This window comes from Streptomyces sp. NPDC027672, from assembly GCF_055566335.1.
This window is the reverse complement of the sequence record NZ_JBVHSO010000009.1, coordinates 108,034-127,949: the sequence shown is the minus strand read 5'-3', so window position 1 is coordinate 127,949 and position 19,916 is coordinate 108,034. Positions and strand designations below refer to the sequence as shown.

The window sequence follows — 19,916 nt, the reverse complement described above, 5'->3', positions numbered from 1 at the left end:
GAGAAGCATGTGCTCGGCGGGGAGCCGGTGGCGCACTGAGGGTCAGCGGCTGCCCGTCAGGCGGGCGAACACCACCACGTTGCCCTGGTAGCCGGTGGTCTTGGAGTAGCCGCCGCCGCAGGTGATGACGCGGAGTTCGGGCCGGGGCGCCGCGCCGTACACCTTGTCGTCGGGGAAGTCCCGGGCCGCGTACACCTCCACCGCGTCCACGGTGAACACGGCCACCGAGCCGTCCCGGCGGTCCACCTCGATCCGGGCGCCGCGCCGCAGCGCGCCGAGGTCGTAGAAGACGGCGGGACCCTCGGCGTTGTCGACATGGCCGGCGATGACCGCGGTGCCCGTCTCACCGGGTGTGGTGCCGGCCTCGTACCAGCCGGCCAGGTTCTTCTCCTTCGCGGGCGGCGCGTCCAGGCTGCCGGAGGGGGTGAGGGCCAGACCGGTCAGGGGCGCGTTCACCCCGATCGCGGGGATGCGGACGCGCAGCGGCGGGGACGGCGGGAGGGCGGGGGCGGCGAGCCCGTCGCCGCCGGGGTCGGGGCGGCCCTCGGCGGCCGTCGGCTGCGGTGGCGTGCGCGGCCCGGTGCCGCCCAGCAGCCACAGGCCCGCGCCGAGCGCGACGGCGGTGACGGCGGCTATGGCGGTGTCGCCGCGCCGGGAGCCCCGGCCGCGCCCGGCACCCCCGGCGCTCCTCGCCTTCCTGCGCATACGCATCCCCTCTCCCGGAGACGGGCCCCCTTCGTAACCCCCTCCCCCTCCGGGCCGCGAGGGGCGTCGGACCCGGAGGGGGCGGGATGTGCGGTACCGGCGGACGGACAGCGGAGGGTGTCCGTCAGATCCCGTCGCCTCTCGCCCGGCGATGCAGGAGCCAGGTACCGCCCGCGGCGGCGACGGCCAGGGCCGCCACACCCGCCGCGGTCTGTCCGGGGTCGCGGCCGAGTCCGCCGCCGACCCCCGTCTTCACGCTGCCCCGCGGCTGCACCTGCGCGTGCGCCGCGGTCAGCGTCACCACCAGGTCGCCCGAGACCTGCCGGTCCCCGTCGGCGCACCGGGCGACGATCTCGTACGTCCCGGGCTGCGCGCTCGGCGGCACCCGGAACCGGCCCGTCGCCTCGCCCTGCCGGGCACCGGGCGCCAGCGGGAAGGCGCCGGCGCCGAGCGCGCCCGCGTCCCCGGTCGCGGCGCCCGCGCTGCCGCACCCGGCGGTGTGCACGGTGACCTCCTCGCCCGGGATCACGGTGGCCGGGGACGCCTCCAGCCGGCCGGCGGGAACGCCCGGCGAGGCGGCCGCCGCGCGTGCGGGGGCCACGGCGTGGGCGGGCGCCGCGGTGGCCACGGCGAGCGCGGTACCGGCCAGGAGACGGGCAGTGCGTCGCATGGTGCTCCCCAGGGCTTGTCCGACTCGTCCAGGGGTGCGCCCCTGCCCTTCCGAGATAAGTGGCTCCGCGGCCGGCCCGCTTCCTGAGGGAGCGTCAGGACTACGGTGAACGGGTGCCGCCCCGGCCCTCCGCACGGGTGAGTCCGCGCGGTGTTCGGGCAGGTCGTGGGCGGGTGGGCGAGGACCGGGGGATGCCGGTACGACAAACACACGAATGGGGCGGTGGGTGGGGGTGAACGGGTGACGGCAGGCCGGCAGCCCATGGCGTGGGTGCGGGTGCGGGTGCGGGTGCGGGTGCGGGTGCGGCCCGGCGCGGCCCGGCCCAGCCCGGGCGCGGCCCGGCGCGGACCGGACTGGCCCGGCCGGCGTCCGGCGGCGGACACACCGGTGGCCGGTGCCCGCGTGCGGCACCGGCCACCGGATGTCCGGTGTCCGCTCAGGTGACGTTGACCGCGCTCCAGGCCGCCGCCACGGCGTTGTACTCCGCGCTGCCGGCGCCGTAGAGGTCCTGCGCCGCGCTGAGGGTCGCCGTGCGGGCGCCCTTGTAGTTCGTCGAGGACGTCATGTAGACGGTCAGCGCCCGGTACCAGATCTTGCCGACCTTGTCCCGGCCGATGCCGGTGACCGTGGAGCCGTTGTAGGTCGGCGAGTCGTAGGCGACGCCGTTGACGGTCTTCGCGCCGCTGCCCTCGGCGAGCAGATAGGCGAAGTGGTTGGCGACGCCCGAGGAGTAGTGGACGTCGAGGTTCCCGACCGAGGAACTCCAGTAGTCCGCCGAACTGCCGTCCCGGGACGGCTTGTCCATGAAGCGCAGGGCCGCCTTGCCGAAGCCGGGCTTCACGATCTTCTCGCCGATCAGGTAGTCGCCGGGGTCGGAGCCGTTGGCCGCGTACCACTCCACCATCGTGCCGAGGATGTCGGAGGTGGCCTCGTTCAGGCCGCCGGACTCGCCCGAGTAGGTCAGCGCGGCGGTCTTGGAGGTCACGCCGTGGGACATCTCGTGCCCGGCGACGTCGAGGGCGACCAGCGGCCCGAAGGTGGTCCCGTCACCGTCGCCGTACGTCATGCAGAAGCAACTGTCGTCCCAGAAGGCGTTGTTGTAGTTGCTGCCGTAGTGGACGCGGTTGTACGAGCCCTTGCCGTCCCCGGCGATGCCGGTGCGGCCGTGCACGTTCTTGTAGTAGTCCCAGGTCGCGTCGGTGCCGTACTGCGCGTCGACGGCGGCCGAGGCGCGGTCCGCGGTGCTGCCCGTGCCCCAGTGGTTGTCGGCGTCCGTGAACAGGGTCGCGGGGGCCCGGCTGAAGCAGATGCCGAACAGGCACAGGTCGGTCTTGTTCTCGGCGTCACCGGTGTAGGTGTTGCCGCGCGTCGGGTCCTTGAGCTGGTACGACGACCCGGACTGGGTGGTCTGCAGCGGCACCGTCCCGCCGTACAGGGACGCGCCGTCCCCGGTGGCCGTCTCGATGCTGTCCCAGGCGTCGATCCGGGCGCCGCTGCGCGCGTCGGTCAGCACGGTCCGGGCGACGGGGTTGCCGAGCGAGTCCAGGCCGGCGGCGTTGGTCCGCCACGCCAGTCTGGGGCTGCCGTGCAGGGCGTCGACCACCAGCTCCGGCCTGGCCTTGACCTGCTTGAGGGCGGTGCCGGGGTGGGCCGCGCGCAGCGCGCCGACGGCGAGGCCGGCCGCCTCGGGACCGGAGATCCGCGGGGTGACGGTGGGTACGGAGACCGGCTGCCGGGTGGCGCGGTCGGCGCCGCGGTAGGCGCCGTCCGGGGCCAGGTGGACGACGAAGTCGCCGCCGAGTACGGGGAGATGGCGGTAGGTGCGGTCGTAGCGGACGTGCTGGGCGCCGTCCCGGTCCACGATCACGTCCCGGACGCTGGTGTCCTGGGAGGCGGCGAGGCCCAGTGCGGACGCGTGCGCGAGGAGCGCGGAGGCCGCGTGCTCGATCGCGGTGGCCCGGGTCGGTCCGCCGGCGGCGTGGGCGGTGGGGGCCAGGCCGACGGCCAGCAGGGCCGCGGTGGCGGCGGCGGCACCGGCGGTGGCTGTGCGGCGGGTTCCTCGGACGTGCTGCCGTATCCGGCTCATCTGTCTCCTCGGGAAGGCGCCAGGCTAGGCGTGGGGGCGGCGCTGATTCCCGAGATTTAAATGGCCATGACATGTCGTGTCCATAGTCCCCGTGGGGAGATGTGTGGGGGGCCGGCGCGGGTATGGCGGCGTTCCCGTGCTCGCGTACGGCCGCCGGCCCCCGCCGGTTCAGCCGAGCAGCGCCAGCCCCTCGGGCACCTCGATGCCGAACTCCTGTGCCGCCAGGCGCCGCGCCGCGGCCTCGTCGGTCAGCGTGCGCTCGGTCACCGTGCCGTCGGCCGCCGTCCGCGTCAGCCGGGCGCCGTCCAGGGAGAGGTGCCACGCGGCGGTGGTCCGCTGGAGATAGGGGCGGCGGGTGAACGGGGAGCGCGGATGGGTGCCGACGAACCAGTTGAACACCTCGAAGTCGGCCGCGGTGAACGGCTCCTCGGTGAACCGGTACTGGCCGGCCCACTCGCCGGTCCGCCGGTCGTACGCCTGCAACTCCCACAGCTCCAGCGGGCCGTCGTGCGCCGCCCGCGCCAGCCGGTGCCGGCGCCCGGCGCCCTCGTGCTCGGTGCCGGGCGCCAGCGGCACCGGCAGCAGCAGCGCCCCGGCCGCGCCGAAGCCGACGTCCGCCAGGTACGGCCGCGGCTCGCCCGGCACCTCCACCTTGAGCAGCGCGTGCGTGCGCGGCCGGTTCTCCGGTGTCCCGGCGCCGGCCATCACCCGGGCGGCCAGCGGCGTCACGGGGAAGCCGAGCGCCTCCAGGGCCAGCCGCAGCAGGGTGTTGTGCTCGTAGCAGTAGCCGCCGCGCCGGCCGTGCACCATCTTGGCCATCAGGTCGGCGGGTGCGAGCGAGGGGGCCGTGCCCCGCAGCGGGTCCAGGTTCTCGAAGGGCAGCGACAGCGCGTGTGCCAGGTGCACGCCCCGCAGGGTGGCGAGGCCGGCGTGCCGTTCGCCCTTCCAGCCGATGCGGTCGAGATAGGCGTCGAGGTCGTACGGGTCGGTGTCGGACATACCGCGAACCTACGTGAGCCCCTCCGCGCCCGCCGCACCCGCCGGGTCACTGCCGGGGGCCGAGGACCTCCACCCGCACCGCGCAGGACTTGAACTCCGGCATCCGGGACGTCGGGTCGAGCGCCGGGTTGGTGAGGGTGTTGGCGCGGCCCTCGCCCGGCCAGTGGAAGGGCATGAACACGGTGTCCGGGCGGATGGTGTCGGTGATCCGGGCCGGCGCGACGGCACGGCCGCGCCGGGAGACCACCGCCACGGGTTCGCCGTCGGCCGCGCCCAGCCGGGCCGCGAGCCGCGGGTGCAGTTCCACGAACGGGCCGGGCGCCGCCGCGTTCAGCTCCGCCACGCGCCGGGTCTGCGCGCCCGACTGGTACTGGGCCACCACCCGGCCGGTGGTCAGCAGCAGCGGGTACTCGGCGTCCGGCTCCTCGGCGGTCGCCCGGTACCCGGCCGCCACGAACCGCGCCCGCCCGTCCGGCGTGGCGAACCGGTCGAGAAAGAGCCGCGGAGTACCGGGATGAACCGACCCGGGCCCCCCGGCCCCGTCCCCGGCCCCGTCCCCGGCTTCGACCGCCGCAGGGCCCCCGGCCCCCGCCGTACCCCGTTCCCCGGCCCCCGTCGAACCCCCACCCCCCGTCGTTCCCTCCGGGCAGGGCCAGAAGACGCCGTTTTCCTCGGTCAGGCGGCGGTAGGTGATGCCGGAGTAGTCGGCCGGGCCGCCGGCGCTGGCGCGGCGGAGTTCCTCGAAGACCTCCTCCGGGTCGGCCGGGAAGCCCTTCTCCACGCCGAGGCGGCCGGCCAGCTCATGCAGGACGTACAGGTCGCTGTGGACACCGGGCGGGGCGGTGACGGCCTGGCGGCGCAGCAGGACGCGGCCCTCCAGACTGGTCGTCGTGCCCGTCTCCTCCGCCCACTGGGTCACCGGCAGCACCACGTCCGCCAGTTCCGCCGTCTCCGACAGCACCACGTCGGCCACCGCGAGGAAGCCCAGCGACCGCAGCCGCTCCTCCACGTGCGCCGCGTGCGGGGCCGACACCACCGGGTTGGAGCCCATCAGCAGCAGCGCCCGCACGTCCCCGCCCAGCGCGTCGAGGAGTTCGTACGCGCTGCGCCCCGGACCGGGCAGCGTGTCCGGGTCCACGCCCCACACCCCGGCCACATGCCGCCGCGCCGCCGGGTCGTCCAGCTTGCGGTAGCCGGGCAACTGGTCGGCCTTCTGGCCGTGTTCGCGCCCGCCCTGCCCGTTGCCCTGCCCGGTCAGACAGCCGTACCCGGACAGCGGGCGGCCCGCCCGGCCGGTGGCCAGGCACAGGTTGATCCACGCGCCCACCGTGTCCGTGCCCTTGGACTGCTGCTCCGGTCCGCGCGCGGTGAGCACCATCGCCGCCTCGGGCTCGCAGAACATCCGCACCGCCTGCCGCAGTTGCGGCACCGGCACACCGGTGATCCGCTCCACGTACTCCGGCCAGTGGGCCATCGCCGCGGCCCGGGCCTCGGCCCAGCCCGTGGTCCGCTCCCGGATGTACTCCTCGTCGGTCCGGCCCTCGGCCACCACCAGGTGCAACAGGCCGAGCGCCAGCGCCAGATCGGTGCCCGGCCGGGGCGCCAGGTGCAGGTCGGCCTGGTCCGCGGTCCGGGTCCGGCGCGGGTCGACGACGATCAGCGTGCCGCCGTTCTCCCGCAGCTCCGAGAAGAAGCGCAGCGACGGCGGCATGGTCTCGGCGAGGTTGGACCCGACGAGGATCACGCACCCGGTCCGCGGGATGTCCTCCAGCGGGAACGGCAGCCCGCGGTCCAGACCGAACGCCTTGGTGCCCGCCGCCGCGGCCGAGGACATGCAGAACCGGCCGTTGTAGTCGATCTGCGAGGTGCCCAGCACCACCCGCGCGAACTTGCCCAGCGCGTACGCCTTCTCGTTGGTCAGCCCGCCCCCGCCGAACACGCCGAGCGCGTCCGGGCCGTACCGCTCCCGGGTCCGCGCGAGCTGCCCGGCGATCCGGTCCAGCGCCCGCGGCCAGTCCGCCTCGACCAGCCGGCCGCCCTCGCGCACCAGCGGCGTGGTCAGCCGTACCGCCGGGGACAGCACCTGGGCCGCCGTCCGGCCCTTGCCGCACAGCGCGCCCCGGTTCACCGGGAAGTCCGGGCGCTCGGTGACCTCGACGCCCCCCTGCGGCAGGGGCGTGATGTTCATCCCGCACTGCAAGGCGCAGTACGGGCAGTGGGTGGGCGTCGAGGTGTTCTCCATGCGGCCCAGCGTGCGCCGGCCGTGTTACGGCCCCGGGCCGTCCCGGGTTACGCGCCCGGCACGGCCGCCTCCCCGCGCCGCCCCGGACGCCGTGAGGCGGCCGTCACCGCCCGGCCGCGAGCGCCCGCGCCACCCCCGGCTCCCGCGGTCCGAGGAACCGCGGGTCCGGCCGGAACAGCGCGTCCAGCGCCGCCTTGCCCGCCGCGAACACCTCGCGCGTCCCGCCGTAGTACCAGGTCGCGTCGTGCTTCGCGGCCACCCCGACGCCGTACGAGTCCACCCCCGCCGCCTCGCACAGCGCCACCGCCCGCCGGATGTGGAAGTCCTGGCTGATCAGCACCGCCCGGTCCACGCCGAAGATCCGCTTGGCCCGGACGCAGGAGTCCCAGGTGTCGAACCCGGCGTAGTCGCCGACGATCCGCCGGTCCGGCACGCCGTGCCGGACGAGGTAGGCGCGCATGGCGTCCGGCTCGTCGTACTCCTCCCGGCTGTTGTCCCCGGTGACCAGGACGACCCGGATCCGCCCCGACCGGTACAGCTCGGCCGCCGCGTCCAGCCGGTGCGCGAGGTACGGCGACGGCCGGCCGTTCCACAGTCCCGCCCCGAACACCACCGCCACCTCGGTGCGCGGCACGTCCGCCACCGTGCGCAGCCGGTCCTCGGTGGACACCCGCAGCCAGGCCGCCGGCAGCAGCGCCAGCGCACACCCGGCCATCACCGCCCGCACCAGCCGCCGCCGCCCGGCCCGCGTACGCGGCCCGCGCGGCCGGCGGCCCTCCGCACGCCCCGTGCCCCCCGTACGACCCGTGCCCTCCGTACGACCCGTGCCCTCCGTACGACCCGTGCCCTCCGTACGACCCGTGCCCTCCGTACGACCCGTGCCCCCCGTACGACTCTCCATGTGGTTCCCCCTGACCGTCTCCGACCGGTAAGGACGTCCACGGCGCCGGTCCGGTTCGCCGCACCGGCCTCACACCGCGCCGCCGGCCGCGGTGACCGGATGGAAAACGTCCGTGACGGCCCGGCAACGGCCGCGCAACCTCGCGGGGCCACGATCCCGTCATGACGGCGTCGCTCCCCTTCCGCACCCCCGGCCGGCCGCTCTCCGCGCCCGGCCGCCGCCCGGCACCGCCCGCCCTCGTCCTGGTCGCCCACGGCAGCCGCGACCCCCGGGCGCTCACCACCGTGCGGGCCCTGACGGACCGGGTACGCGCGCTGCGCCCCGCCCTCTCCGTGCACCTCGGCCACATCGAGCTGAACGAGCCCCTGCTGCCCGACACGCTCGCGGCCCTCGGCGGACCGTACGCCGTCCTCGTCCCGCTCCTCCTCGGCCGGGGCTACCACGTCGGACACGACATCCCGCAGATGGCCGCGGCCGCCCCGGTCCCCACGCGCGTGGCCGGGCCGCTCGGCCCGCACCCGCTGCTCGCCGAGACCCTGCACGCCCGGCTGTGCGAGGCAGGCTGGCCGGCCGCCCCGGACGGCGCCGCCCGCCGGGACAGCGCCGTCGTCCTGGCCGCGGCCGGCTCCCGCGACCCCGGCTCGGCCGCCGACACCCGCCGCACCGCCCGCCTCCTGGCCGACCGCCTAGGCGTCCCCGTCCTGCCCGCCTACGCCTCGGCGGCGGCCCCGACGGTCCCGGCCGCCCTGCGCGCCCTGGCGGCCCGCGGCCGGCGCCGGGTGGCCCTCGCCTCGTACTTCACGGCCCCGGGCCGCTTCGCCACCCAGTGCGCCGAGGCGGCGCCGTGGATCGCCTCGGCCCCGCTGGGAGCGCACGAGGCCATGGCCCGCCTGGTCCTGCACCGGTACGACCAGAGCCTCGCGGCGCCGTGGGCGTCGGCCGCCTGAGCGGGACCCGCGCGGGGAGCCACGACGGGCCCGCGGCCACCCGGAAGCCGGGCCCGGCGGGCGATGGGCTTACTGTCGTCCCATGGAAGGCACCGCATACGACCCGGAGTCCGCCGAACGCTGGGCCCCCGAACCCGACAAACGGCCCGGCCGCACCGCCTTCCAACGTGACCGCGCCCGCATCCTGCACTCCGCCGCCCTGCGCCGCCTCGCCGGCAAGACCCAGGTGGTCACCCCGGGCACCCGCGGCCACGCCGGGGACGCCAGCCCCCGCACCCGGCTCACCCACTCCCTGGAATGCGCCCAGGTGGGCCGGGAACTGGGCGCGGCCCTCGGCTGCGACCCGGACCTGGTGGAGGCCGCCTGCCTCGCCCACGACCTCGGCCACCCGCCCTTCGGCCACAACGGCGAGAGCGCGCTGAACGAGTTCGCCGACGACTGCGGCGGCTTCGAGGGCAACGCCCAGTCGCTGCGGCTGCTCACCCGGACCGAGCCCAAGCGCTTCACCGGGGAACGCTCCGTCGGCCTGAACCTCACCCGCGCCACCCTGGACGCCGCCACCAAGTACCCCTGGCCGCGCGGCGCCCACCCCACCGACCCGGCGTCCCCGAAGTTCGGCGTCTACGAGGACGACCGCCCGGTGTTCGACTGGGTCCGCGCCTGCGCGCCCGGCACCCGCACCTGCTTCGAGGCGCAGGTGATGGACTGGTCGGACGACGTGGCGTACTCGGTGCACGACGTGGAGGACGGGCTGCACGCCGGCCACGTCGACCCCGGCTCCCTGCGCGCCGAGCCGGAACGGCAGGCGGTGTTCGAGGTGGCCGTCGGCCGGTACGTGCCCGCGGACACCGACCCGGCCGAACTCGCCGCCGCCCTGGACCGCCTCCAGGACGAGGAGTGGTGGCCGCACGGCTACGACGGCACGGCCGTCGCCCAGGCCCGGCTGAAGGACGCCACCAGCCAGCTCATCGGCCGGTTCTGCCTGGCCGCCGAGGCCGCCACGCGCGCCGAGTACGGCCCGGGGCGGTTCACCCGGTACGCCGCCCGGCTCGTCGTACCCCGCGCGACCCGGATGGAGTGCGCGGTGCTCAAGGCGGTCGCGGACCGGTACGTGATGCAGCGCGCCGAGCAGGAACGGCTCCGCGCCGACCAGCGGGTGATCGTCGCCGAGCTGGCCGAGGCACTGACGGCCCGCGCCCCCGAGGGCCTCGACCCGCAGTTCCGGGCGCTGTTCGACGCGGCGGACGACGACCGGGCGCGCAAGCGGGTGATCGTCGACCAGATCGCCTCCCTCACCGACGCCTCCGCGCTCTCCCTGCACGCCGCACTGACCGACCGGGCATATGTGAGCGGCACATGACACCCCGTGGCCTGATCGGGTCACACCCTCTTCCCGCAGCACGCCGAGTGCGGGACGCTCCCCTGTGGCGGCACCCTGACGAGGAGGCAAACAAGTGGTCGACGCGGATCAGACATTCGTCATCGTCGGCGGCGGTCTCGCCGGCGCGAAGGCGGCCGAGACGCTCCGGGCGGAGGGCTTCAGCGGACGGGTGATACTGATCTGCGACGAACGCGACCACCCCTACGAGCGGCCGCCGCTGTCCAAGGGCTATCTGCTCGGCAAGGAGGAGCGCGACAGCGTCTTCGTGCACGAGCCCGCCTGGTACGCGCGCCACGACGTCGAACTGCACCTCGGCCAGACCGTGGACCGGATCGACCGCACCGCGAAGACGGTCCGCTTCGGCGACGACGGCACGCTCGTGCGCTACGACAAGCTGCTGCTGGTCACCGGCGCCGAACCGCGCCGCCTGGACGTGCCCGGCACCGGCCTGGCGGGCGTCCACCACCTGCGCCGCCTCGCCCACGCCGAGCGCCTCAAGGGCGTCCTGCAGCACCTCGGCCGGGACAACGGACACCTGGTGATCGCCGGGGCCGGCTGGATCGGCCTGGAGGTCGCCGCGGCGGCCCGCGAGTACGGCGCGGAGGTCACGGTGATCGAACCGGCGCCGACCCCGCTGCACGGCGTCCTCGGCCCCGAGCTGGGCACCGTCTTCGCCGAGCTGCACCGCGAGCACGGCGTCCGCTTCCACTTCGGCGCCCGGCTCGCCGAGATCGTCGGCCAGGACGGCGTGGTCCTCGCGGCCCGCACGGACGACGGCGAGGAGCACCCGGCGCACGCCGTGCTCGCGGCGATCGGCGCGGCACCGCGGGTGGCGCTCGCCGAGGCGGCCGGACTGGAGATCGCCGGCCCCGCGGACGGCGGCGGCATCCTCGTGGACGAGCGGCTGCGCACCCGCGACCCGGACATCTACGCGGCCGGCGACGTGGCCTCCTTCCCGCTCCCGCTGTTCGGCACCCGGCTGCGCGTGGAGCACTGGGCGAACGCCCTGAACGGCGGCCCGGCGGCGGCCCGCGCCATGCTGGGCCGGGAGGCGGTCCACGACCGGGTGCCGTACTTCTTCACCGACCAGTACGACCTGGGCATGGAGTACAGCGGCTGGGCGCCGCCCGGGACGTACGACGAGGTGGTGATCCGCGGCGACGCCGGCAAACGGGAGTTCATCGCGTTCTGGGTGAAGGAGGGACGCGTGCTGGCCGGGATGAACGTGAACGTGTGGGATGTCACAGAACCCGTCCAGAACCTGATCAGGTCCCGGGCCCGGGTGAACACCGACGCCCTCTCCGACCCGCACGTACCGCTCGCGAGCCTCCTCCCCTGACCCCGGCGCGCACCGCCGCGGTCACCGCGCCCCCGTAGAATTCATCCGTGGCCGGACGGATCAACGACGAGGACGTGAAGGCGGTACGGGACGCGGTCCCGATCGACGCCGTGGTCTCCGAGTACCTCCAGCTTCGCAACGCGGGCGGCGGCAACCTCAAGGGCCTGTGCCCGTTCCACGACGAGAAGTCGCCGTCCTTCCAGGTCAGCCCGAGCAAGGGACTCTTCCACTGCTTCGGCTGCCAGGAGGGCGGCGACACCATCACCTTCGTCATGAAGGTGGACCACCTCTCCTTCTCGGAGGCGGTCGAGCGGCTGGCCGCGCAGGCCGGCATCACGCTGCGCTACGAGGAGGGCGGGTACAACCCGGCGCACCAGCGCGGCGAACGCATCCGCCTGGTCGAGGCCCACAAGGCCGCCGCGCAGTGGTACGCCGAGCAGCTCGCCACCAGCGCCGAGGCCGAGACCGGCCGGATCTTCCTCGCCGAGCGCGGCTTCGACCAGGCCGCCGCCGTCCACTTCGGCGTCGGCTACAGCCCGCAGGGCTGGGACCACCTCATCCGCTACCTGCGCGGCAAGGGCTTCACCGACAAGGAACTGCTGCTGTCCGGACTGGCCCAGGAAGGCCGCCGCGGCCCGATCGACCGGTTCCGGGGCCGGCTGATGTGGCCGATCCGGGACATCGGCGGCGAGGTCGTCGGCTTCGGCGCCCGCAAGCTGTACGAGGCGGACACCGGCCCCAAGTACCTCAACACGCCCGATACGGCGATCTACCGGAAGAGCCAGGTGCTGTACGGCATCGACCTGGCGAAGAAGGAGATCGCCAAGACCAGCCGCGCGGTGGTCGTCGAGGGCTACACCGACGTCATGGCCTGTCACCTCGCCGGGGTCACGACCGCCATCGCCACCTGCGGCACGGCTTTCGGCGGCGACCACATCAAGATCCTGCGCCGGCTGCTGATGGACAACGGCTCGGCCCGGGTGATCTTCACCTTCGACGGGGACTCGGCCGGGCAGAAGGCGGCCCTGCGCGCCTTCGAGGACGACCAGAAGTTCGCCGCCGAGACCTACATCGCGATCGCGCCCGACGGCATGGACCCCTGCGACCTGCGGCTGGCCAAGGGCGACGAGGCGGTGGCCGACCTGGTCGAACCCCGCACCCCGCTCTTCGAGTTCGCGCTCCGCCAGATCCTGGGCCGGTACGACCTGGACACCCCGGCCGGCCGCGCCGCCGCCCTGGACGAGGCCGCGCCGATCGTCGCCAAGATCAAGAACAGTGGCGCGCAGCACGAGGTCGCCGTGGACCTGGCCGGGATGCTCGGCATCCTCGACACCCAGTTCGTGGTCCGCCGGGTCGCCCAGCTCGCCCGCTGGGCCCGCGAGGGCGGCAAGGGCGCGCAGCAGCAGGACCGGCGCCGCCCGGCCGGCGGGCAGCAGTGGGCCGAGGCGCCGCGCCCCGCCAGCTCCGGGCCGGCGCTCACCTTGCGCAACCCGGTCTTCGCCGCCGAACGCGAGCTGCTCAAACTCGCCCTCCAGCGCCCCGAACTGGTCTCGCCCGCCTTCGACGCCTACGGCGTGGACGAGTTCACGGCCCCGCCGTACGCGGCCGTGCGCCAGACCATCGCGGAGGCGGGCGGCGCGGAGTACGGCCTGTCGGACCCGCAGGAGTACCTGGTCCGGGTCCGCGAGGCCGCGTCCGACGACACGGTCCGCGCGATGGTCACCGAGCTGGCCGTCGAACCGATCCTGCGCCGCACGGTGGACGAGACCTACGCCGGCACGGTCCTGGTCCAGATCCGCCGCCGCGCCGTGGAGCGCCGCATCCACGACATCCAGTCCCAGCTGACCCGCCTGTCCACCGGCGGCGACCCCGCCCAGCTCGCCGCCGTGCAGAACGAGATGTGGGTCCTCCAGCAGTACGACCAGGCGCTGCGGGAGCGGGGCGCACAGGCGCTGTGAGCGGGGGCCGGCCGCTGCCCGCCGCCCTCCTTGGCGGCCGTCCGGCCCGGCAGGTGCCGGCCGCATAGTCCGCCGGACCGCATCACCAGGCGGTCACCGCACGGATGCAAAAAGTCACCGCACGCCCCTCGTGGCGGTGTTGTGTCGTACCCCACACTGGGGGCGGTGCCCGAGTCCTCGGAGCGCGCGCTGCCGCACACCTTCAGCAGCGATCATCCTGGAGGTCGCCCACGTGCAGACCCAGACCCTCACCCAGACCGACAGCAGTACCGGCGCCACCAGCACCACCACGAGCGAGCCGGACGCACCGAGCGGTGTCCTCGGGGCCGTGCCCCCGCAGAGCCTCGCCGCCGGGCACCCGGAGGCGGCCGAGCCGCCCGCCGAAGAGGCGCCGGAGGCGGACGAGCCGGACGAGCCGCCCGACACCGGCATCCCGGCCGTCGCCCGGGCCGAGTCCGGCGGCCCCTCGGCCGACCTGTTCCGCCAGTACCTGCGCGAGATCGGCCGGATCCCGCTGCTCAGCGCCGCCGAGGAGGTGGAACTCGCCCGCCGGGTCGAGGCCGGCCTCTTCGCGGAGGAGAAACTGGGCACCACCCCGGACCTGGACAGCGAGCTGGCGCTCGACCTGGACCGGCTCGTCGTCCTGGGCCGGCTGGCCAAGCGCCGGCTCATCGAGGCGAACCTGCGGCTCGTCGTCTCCGTCGCCAAGCGCTACGTCGGCCGCGGCCTGACCATGCTCGACCTCGTCCAGGAGGGCAACCTCGGGCTGATCCGGGCCGTGGAGAAGTTCGACTACGCCCGCGGCTACAAGTTCTCCACCTACGCCACCTGGTGGATCCGGCAGGCGATGTCCCGGGCGCTGGCCGACCAGGCCCGCACCATCCGGGTCCCGGTGCACGTGGTGGAGCTGATCAACCGGGTCGTCCGCGTCCAGCGGCGGATGCTCCAGGAACGCGGCCACGAGCCCACCGCCGAGGAGGTCGGCGCCCATCTCGACCTGCCGCCCGAGCGGGTCCGCGAGGTGCTGCGCCTGGCCCTGGAACCGGTGTCGCTGCACGCCCCGGTCGGCGAGGAGGACGACGTCGCCCTCGGTGACCTCATCGAGGACGGCGACGCGGCGAGCCCGGTGGAGTCGGCGGCGTTCCTGCTGCTGCGCGAGCACCTGGACGCGGTGCTGTCCACGCTGGGCGAGCGCGAGCGCAAGGTCGTCCAGCTGCGGTACGGCCTGGCCGACGGGCGCCCGCGCACGCTGGAGGAGATCGGCCGGCTGTTCGGGGTGACCCGGGAGCGGATACGGCAGATCGAGTCCAAGACCCTCGGCAAGCTGCGGGACCACGCCTTCGCGGACCAGCTGAGGGGCTATCTGGACTGAAGGGGCCGCCGCCGCGCGGCGGCCCCCGGCGTGATCCGCACGCGAGGCCCTAGTCCACCTCGGCCACGGCCTGCGCGAACTGCGCCTGGTACAGCCGGGCGTACGCCCCGTCCGCCGCCAGCAGCTCGGCGTGCGCGCCCTGTTCGACGATGGAGCCGTTCTCCATCACCAGGATCGTGTCCGCGTCCCGGATCGTCGACAGCCGGTGCGCGATCACGAACGACGTGCGCCCGGCGGCCAGTTTGGCCATCGCCTTCTGGATCAGCACCTCGGTCCGCGTGTCCACGGAGCTGGTCGCCTCGTCCAGCACCAGGATCACCGGGTCGGACAGGAACGCCCGCGCGATCGTGATGAGCTGCTTCTCACCGGCGCTGACCCCGCTGCCCTCGTCGTCGATCACGGTGTCGTAGCCGTCGGGGAGCGTGCGGATGAAGCGGTCCGCGTGCGCGGCCCGCGCCGCCTCCTCGATCTCGCCCCGGGTGACCTCGCGCGCGGCGCCGTACGCGATGTTCTCCGCGATGGTGCCGCCGAACAGCCAGGTGTCCTGGAGCACCATGCCGATCCCGGACCGCAGTTCGTCCCGGGTCATGCTCCCGATGTCCACGCCGTCCAGGGTGATCCGGCCGCCCGAGACGTCGTAGAACCGCATCAGCAGGTTGACCAGCGTGGTCTTGCCCGCACCGGTCGGACCCACGATCGCCACCGTGTTGCCCGGCTCCACCGTGAGCGAGAGGTCCTCGATCAGCGGCTTGTCGGGGTCGTAGCGGAACGACACGTGCTCCAGGCACACCCGGCCGCGCAGCCGCTCCGGCCGCGCGCCCGGCACCGGGTCCGCCTCCTGCTCCGGGGCGTCGAGGAGTTCGAAGACCCGTTCGGCCGACGCGACACCGGACTGCACCAGGTTCGCCATCGAGGCGACCTGCGTCAGCGGCATCGAGAACTGCCGCGAGTACTGGATGAACGCCTGCACATCACCGATGGACAGCGCGCCGGACGCCACCCGCAGGCCGCCGACGACCGCCACCAGCACGTAGTTCAGGTTCGACACGAACATCATCAGCGGCTGCATGACACCGCTGTTGAACTGGGCCTTGAACGCGGCCTGGTAGAGCGCCTCGTTCTGCTCGGCGAACTGCTGCGCCGACTCCTCCTGCCGGCCGAACACCTTCACCAGGGCGTGCCCGGTGTACATCTCCTCGATGTGGGCGTTCAGTTTGCCGGTGGAGCGCCACTGCTGCACGAAGTGCGGCTGCGACCGCTTGCCCACCCGGGTGGCGACCACGAACGACAGCGGCACGGTGACCAGGGCCACCAGCGCCAGGATCCAGGACACCCAGAACATCATCACGAGCACGCCGATGATGGTCAGCACCGAGTTGATCAGCTGGCCCATCGACTGCTGGAGCGTCTGCCCGATGTTGTCGATGTCGTTCGTCGCCCGGGACAGCACCTCACCGCGCTGCCGCTTGTCGAAGTACGACAGCGGCAGCCGCGACAGCTTCGCCTGCACGTCCCGCCGCATCCGGTACATCGTGCGGTTCACGGCCCGGTTGACCAGCCGGGTGGCGACCGCCATCAGCAGACCGGCGGCCAGGAACGTGCCGAGCGCGTACAGCAGCACGTGCCCGACGGCATCGAAGTCGATGCCCTCGCCGGGCGTGAAGTCGGTGCCCCCCAGCATGTCCGCCATCCGGCCCTGGCCGTGCGCGCGCATGGAGTCCAGCACCTGCGCCTTGGTGGCGCCCTTCGGCATCTCCCGGCCGATGATGCCGGCGAACACCAGGTCGGTGGCCCGGCCGAGGATCTTCGGGCCGATCACGCTGAGGCCCACGCTGACCACCACGCACAGCAGCAGACAGTAGATCGTCAGCCGTTCCGGCCGGAACATGGCGACGAGCCGTTTCCCCGACCCCTTGAAGTCCATCGAGCGCTGGTCGGGGCCGCCCGCGGCCATCATGCGTCCCATGGGACCGGCCATCAGGCGGCCTCCGCTTCCGTCAGCTGGGAGAGCACGATCTCCCGGTAGGTCTCGTTGGCCGCCATCAGTTCCGCGTGCCGGCCGGAGCCGACCACCCGGCCCTCGTCCAGCACGATGATCCGGTCGGCGTCCCGGATGGTCGCCACCCGCTGGGCGACGATCACCACGGTCGCCTCGGCGGTCTCCCGGGCCAGCGCCGCGCGCAGGGCCGCGTCGGTGGCGTAGTCGAGCGCCGAGAAGGAGTCGTCGAAGAGGTAGATCTCCGGGCGCTGCACCAGCGTACGGGCGATGGCGAGCCGCTGGCGCTGGCCGCCGGAGACATTGGTGCCGCCCTGCGCGATCGGCGCGTCCAGGCCGCCCTCCAGCTTCCGCACGAACTCCTTGGCCTGCGCCACCTCCAGCGCGTGCCACAGCTCCTCGTCGGTGGCGTCCGGGTTGCCGTAGCGCAGGTTGGTGGCGACCGTGCCCGCGAACAGGTACGGCTTCTGCGGCACGAGCCCGACGGTCTTGGCGAGCAGCACCGGGTCGACCTCCCGGACGTCCACGCCGTCCACCAGGACCTCGCCCTCGGTGGCGTCGAACAGCCGGGGGACGAGCCCGAGCAGCGTCGACTTGCCGCTGCCGGTGGAGCCGATCACGGCGGTGGTCTCGCCCGGCCGGGCCACCAGGGCGACGGACTTCAGCACCGCCTCCTCGGCACCCGGGTAGCGGAAGCCCGCGCCGCGGAGCTCCAGGTGCCCGTGGGCGCGCAGCTCGGTGACGGGGGCCGTCGGCGGCACGACGCTGGAGTCGGTGTCCAGGACGTCCTGGATGCGCTCGGCGCACACCTCGGCGCGCGGCACCATCATGAACATGAAGGTGGCCATCATCACGGACATGACGATCTGCATCAGATAGGCGAGGAACGCGGTCAGGTCGCCGATGGCCATCTGGCCGCCGTCGATCCGGTGGGCGCCGAACCACACCACCGCGATGGACGACAGGTTCACCACCGTCATCACGATCGGGAACATCAGGGCGAGCATCCGGCCGGTGGCCAGCTGCATGTCGGTCAGCTCGGTGTTGGCCTTGCCGAACCGGCCCTGCTCGTACTCGTCCCGGACGAACGCGCGGATGACGCGGTTGCCGGTGATCTGCTCGCGCAGCACCCGGTTCACCGTGTCCAGCCGGACCTGCATCGACCGGAACAGCGGCCGCAGCCGGCGCACGATCAGCGTCACGGACACGCCGAGCACCGGCACGACGGCGACCAGCACCCCGGACAGCGGCACGTCCAGGCCGAGCGCCAGCACGATCCCGCCCACGCACATGATGGGCGCCGACACCATCAGCGTGAACGTCATCAGGGCCAGCATCTGGACCTGCTGCACGTCGTTCGTCGTACGGGTGATGAGCGAGGGCGCCCCGAAGTGGGCGACCTCACGCGCCGAGAAGGACTGCACCCGGTCGAAGACGGCACCGCGCACGTCCCGGCCGAGCGCGGAGGCGGTCCGGGCGCCGTAGTACACGGCACCGATGTTGCACACGACCTGGACCAGCGAGATGCCGATCATGAGGGCACCGAAGGACAGGATGTAGCCCGTGTCACCCTTCACGACACCGTTGTCGATGATGTCCGCGTTCAGCGTGGGCAGATAGAGGGTGGCGCAGGTCTGGAGGAGCTGGAACACCACCAGGAGGACGATGGGTTTCTTATAGGGCCTGAGATAGGTCCGCAGAAGTCGTATGAGCACGCTACGTCTCTCGGAGTCGGCGACAGGGGCGATCGGTTGCCCTTCGCCCCTATCGTCGGACACTCCACCCGCGTTACCTCAACCCATTAATCCGACGGCGCCCGTCGGCCTTGCGGTGTCGCGGTGTTACGTCCCGTCGTGTCCGCCTATGAGGCGAACGCTCCCGGGTGGGTCTGCTCCCGCACCGCCGTGAACTGCTGCCGCACCGCCTGCCCCACGGCCAGCTCCTCGCCCGGCTCCAGCACCTGCGCCGCCGCGCCCTGCCAGGCCGGCGGGGTCCGCGGATCGAGGGTGCCCTGCGACACACCGAGCGCCCAGGCGGCCTGCCGGGCCGCGCCGATCGCCGCGTAGTCCGCCGGCTGCGGTACGACGACCTGCGCGCCGAACAGCGACGGTGCCGCCGCCTGCACCGCGGGCAGCTCGGCGGCGGCGCCCAGCAGGAAGATCCGCCGCACCGCCACGCCCCGCCCGCGCAGCACGTCCAGCGCGTCCGCCAGCCCGCACAGCATGCCCTCGAAGGCGGCCCGCGCCAGGTGCTCGGGCTTCATCGACTCGCGCCGCAGCCCCGCGAGCGTCCCGGCGGTGTGCGGCAGGCTCGGCGTCCGCTCGCCCTCCAGGTACGGCAGCAGCACCAGCCCGTGCGACCCGGGCGTGGACTTCATCGCCAGCTCGGACAGGCTCTCCAGATCCGGCAGGCCGAGGAGTTCCGCGGTGCCGCGCAGGGCGCGCACGGCGTTCAGCGTGGTGACCACCGGCAGGTGCAGACCGGTGGCGTCGGCGAGCGAGGTGATCATCCCGGACTGGTCGGCCAGCGGCTCCGGGTGCACGGCCATCACCGACCCGGAGGCCCCGAGCGAGACCACCGCGTCGCCCAGGCCGATGCCGAGCCCGAACGCGGCGGCCATGGTCTCGCCGGTGCCCGCGGAGATCAGCAGCCCCTCCGGCGTCGTACCGGCCGCGTCCGCCGGGCCGATCACCTCCGGCAGCACCGCCTGGTGACCGAGGGCCAGCTCGACCAGCTCGGGCCGGTAGGCACCGGTGGCCGCCGACCAGTACCCGGTGGCGGAGGCCCCGCCGCGGTCGGTGGTCCGCCGCACCGGCCGCCCGAGCAACTGCCAGACGAGCCAGTCGTGCGCCTGGAGCAGGACGGCCGTGCGCTGCGCGTTCTCCGGTTCGTTCCTGGCCAGCCAGCGCAGCTTCGTGACCGACTGGGCGGCCTGCGGCACGGAGCCGACCGCCTGCGCCCAGGCCTCCCGGCCGCCGAGCGCGTCCACCAGATCGGCCGCCGCGACCTGGGCGCGCTTGTCGCCGCCGGCCAGCGCCGGGCGGACGGTGTTGCCCTGGGCGTCCAGCGGGACCACCGCGTTCGCCTGCGCCGACACCCCGATGGCCTGCACCCCCTCCAGCAGACCGCCGCCGGCGGCCTCGCCGAGGGAGAGCAGCCAGACCTGTGGGTCCACGTCGCTGGGACGCCCCTCCACCGGATGCGGCGCGTATCCCTGCCGCAGTACGGCACCGGTGTCCGTGTCGCAGACCACGATGCGAGTGAAATCAGGCGAGCTGTCCAAGCCGGCGACTATCCCCATGCGGAGAATTTTGCAGCAT

The 19,916-nt window shown here is 74.0% G+C and carries 14 protein-coding genes; 5 read left to right on the top strand and 9 right to left on the bottom strand.

Going from position 1 to position 19,916, the window contains the following annotated elements; all coding sequences use genetic code 11:
* Positions 1-42: 42 nt before the first annotated feature.
* The 6 genes from ACZ4SV_RS22455 to ACZ4SV_RS22430 form a co-directional block, all read right to left on the bottom strand.
* Positions 43-705, bottom strand: a complete 663-nt coding sequence (locus tag ACZ4SV_RS22455) for a class F sortase (protein ID WP_397981305.1) — start codon at positions 703-705, stop codon at positions 43-45.
* A gap of 124 nt (positions 706-829) precedes the next feature.
* Complete coding sequence (locus ACZ4SV_RS22450; RefSeq protein WP_397942269.1) at positions 830-1,375, bottom strand: hypothetical protein; 546 nt, start codon at positions 1,373-1,375, stop codon at positions 830-832.
* A 436-nt stretch (positions 1,376-1,811) separates the two neighbouring features.
* Positions 1,812-3,461, bottom strand: coding sequence for a M4 family metallopeptidase (locus tag ACZ4SV_RS22445; protein ID WP_468006127.1), 1,650 nt, complete (start codon positions 3,459-3,461; stop codon positions 1,812-1,814).
* Positions 3,462-3,629: 168 nt separating this feature from the next.
* Positions 3,630-4,460, bottom strand: a complete 831-nt coding sequence (locus tag ACZ4SV_RS22440; protein WP_468006126.1) for an arylamine N-acetyltransferase family protein — start codon at positions 4,458-4,460, stop codon at positions 3,630-3,632.
* Positions 4,461-4,506: 46 nt separating this feature from the next.
* Positions 4,507-6,702, bottom strand: coding sequence for a molybdopterin oxidoreductase family protein (locus ACZ4SV_RS22435; RefSeq protein WP_468006125.1), 2,196 nt, complete (start codon positions 6,700-6,702; stop codon positions 4,507-4,509).
* 103 nt (positions 6,703-6,805) lie between these two features.
* Complete coding sequence (locus ACZ4SV_RS22430) at positions 6,806-7,417, bottom strand: SanA/YdcF family protein (RefSeq protein WP_365875752.1); 612 nt, start codon at positions 7,415-7,417, stop codon at positions 6,806-6,808.
* A gap of 347 nt (positions 7,418-7,764) precedes the next feature.
* Here ACZ4SV_RS22430 and ACZ4SV_RS22425 point away from each other — a divergent pair, with 347 nt between their 5' ends.
* The 5 genes from ACZ4SV_RS22425 (at position 7,765) to ACZ4SV_RS22405 (ending at position 14,600) form a co-directional block, all read left to right on the top strand.
* Complete coding sequence (locus ACZ4SV_RS22425; protein ID WP_468006124.1) at positions 7,765-8,550, top strand: sirohydrochlorin chelatase; 786 nt, start codon at positions 7,765-7,767, stop codon at positions 8,548-8,550.
* Between the two features lie 82 nt (positions 8,551-8,632).
* Positions 8,633-9,910: a deoxyguanosinetriphosphate triphosphohydrolase gene (locus tag ACZ4SV_RS22420; protein WP_468006123.1), complete on the top strand. Its 1,278-nt coding sequence runs from the start codon at positions 8,633-8,635 to the stop codon at positions 9,908-9,910.
* A 94-nt stretch (positions 9,911-10,004) separates the two neighbouring features.
* A complete protein-coding gene (locus ACZ4SV_RS22415) occupies positions 10,005-11,270 on the top strand; it encodes an NAD(P)/FAD-dependent oxidoreductase (protein ID WP_468006122.1) in 1,266 nt (421 codons plus the stop codon).
* Between the two features lie 47 nt (positions 11,271-11,317).
* Entirely contained in the window at positions 11,318-13,228 is a 1,911-nt protein-coding gene (gene dnaG, locus ACZ4SV_RS22410) for a DNA primase (RefSeq protein ID WP_468006121.1), read from the top strand.
* A gap of 139 nt (positions 13,229-13,367) precedes the next feature.
* Positions 13,368-14,600 carry an RNA polymerase sigma factor gene (locus ACZ4SV_RS22405; RefSeq protein ID WP_365875762.1) on the top strand — a complete coding sequence of 411 codons (1,233 nt, stop codon included), beginning with the start codon at positions 13,368-13,370 and terminating at the stop codon, positions 14,598-14,600.
* Positions 14,601-14,649: 49 nt separating this feature from the next.
* Here ACZ4SV_RS22405 and ACZ4SV_RS22400 read toward each other — a convergent pair whose 3' ends face one another.
* The 3 genes from ACZ4SV_RS22400 to ACZ4SV_RS22390 form a co-directional block, all read right to left on the bottom strand.
* Positions 14,650-16,578, bottom strand: a complete 1,929-nt coding sequence (locus tag ACZ4SV_RS22400; protein WP_468006120.1) for an ABC transporter ATP-binding protein — start codon at positions 16,576-16,578, stop codon at positions 14,650-14,652.
* On the bottom strand, positions 16,578-18,311 hold the full coding sequence (locus ACZ4SV_RS22395) for an ABC transporter ATP-binding protein (protein ID WP_468006119.1): 1,734 nt from the start codon (positions 18,309-18,311) through the stop codon (positions 16,578-16,580). Before ACZ4SV_RS22395 ends, ACZ4SV_RS22400 begins: the two co-directional genes overlap by 1 nt.
* Before the next feature lie 146 nt (positions 18,312-18,457).
* Positions 18,458-19,897: an FGGY family carbohydrate kinase gene (locus tag ACZ4SV_RS22390; protein ID WP_365875768.1), complete on the bottom strand. Its 1,440-nt coding sequence runs from the start codon at positions 19,895-19,897 to the stop codon at positions 18,458-18,460.
* Between the last annotated feature and the right edge of the window lie 19 nt (positions 19,898-19,916).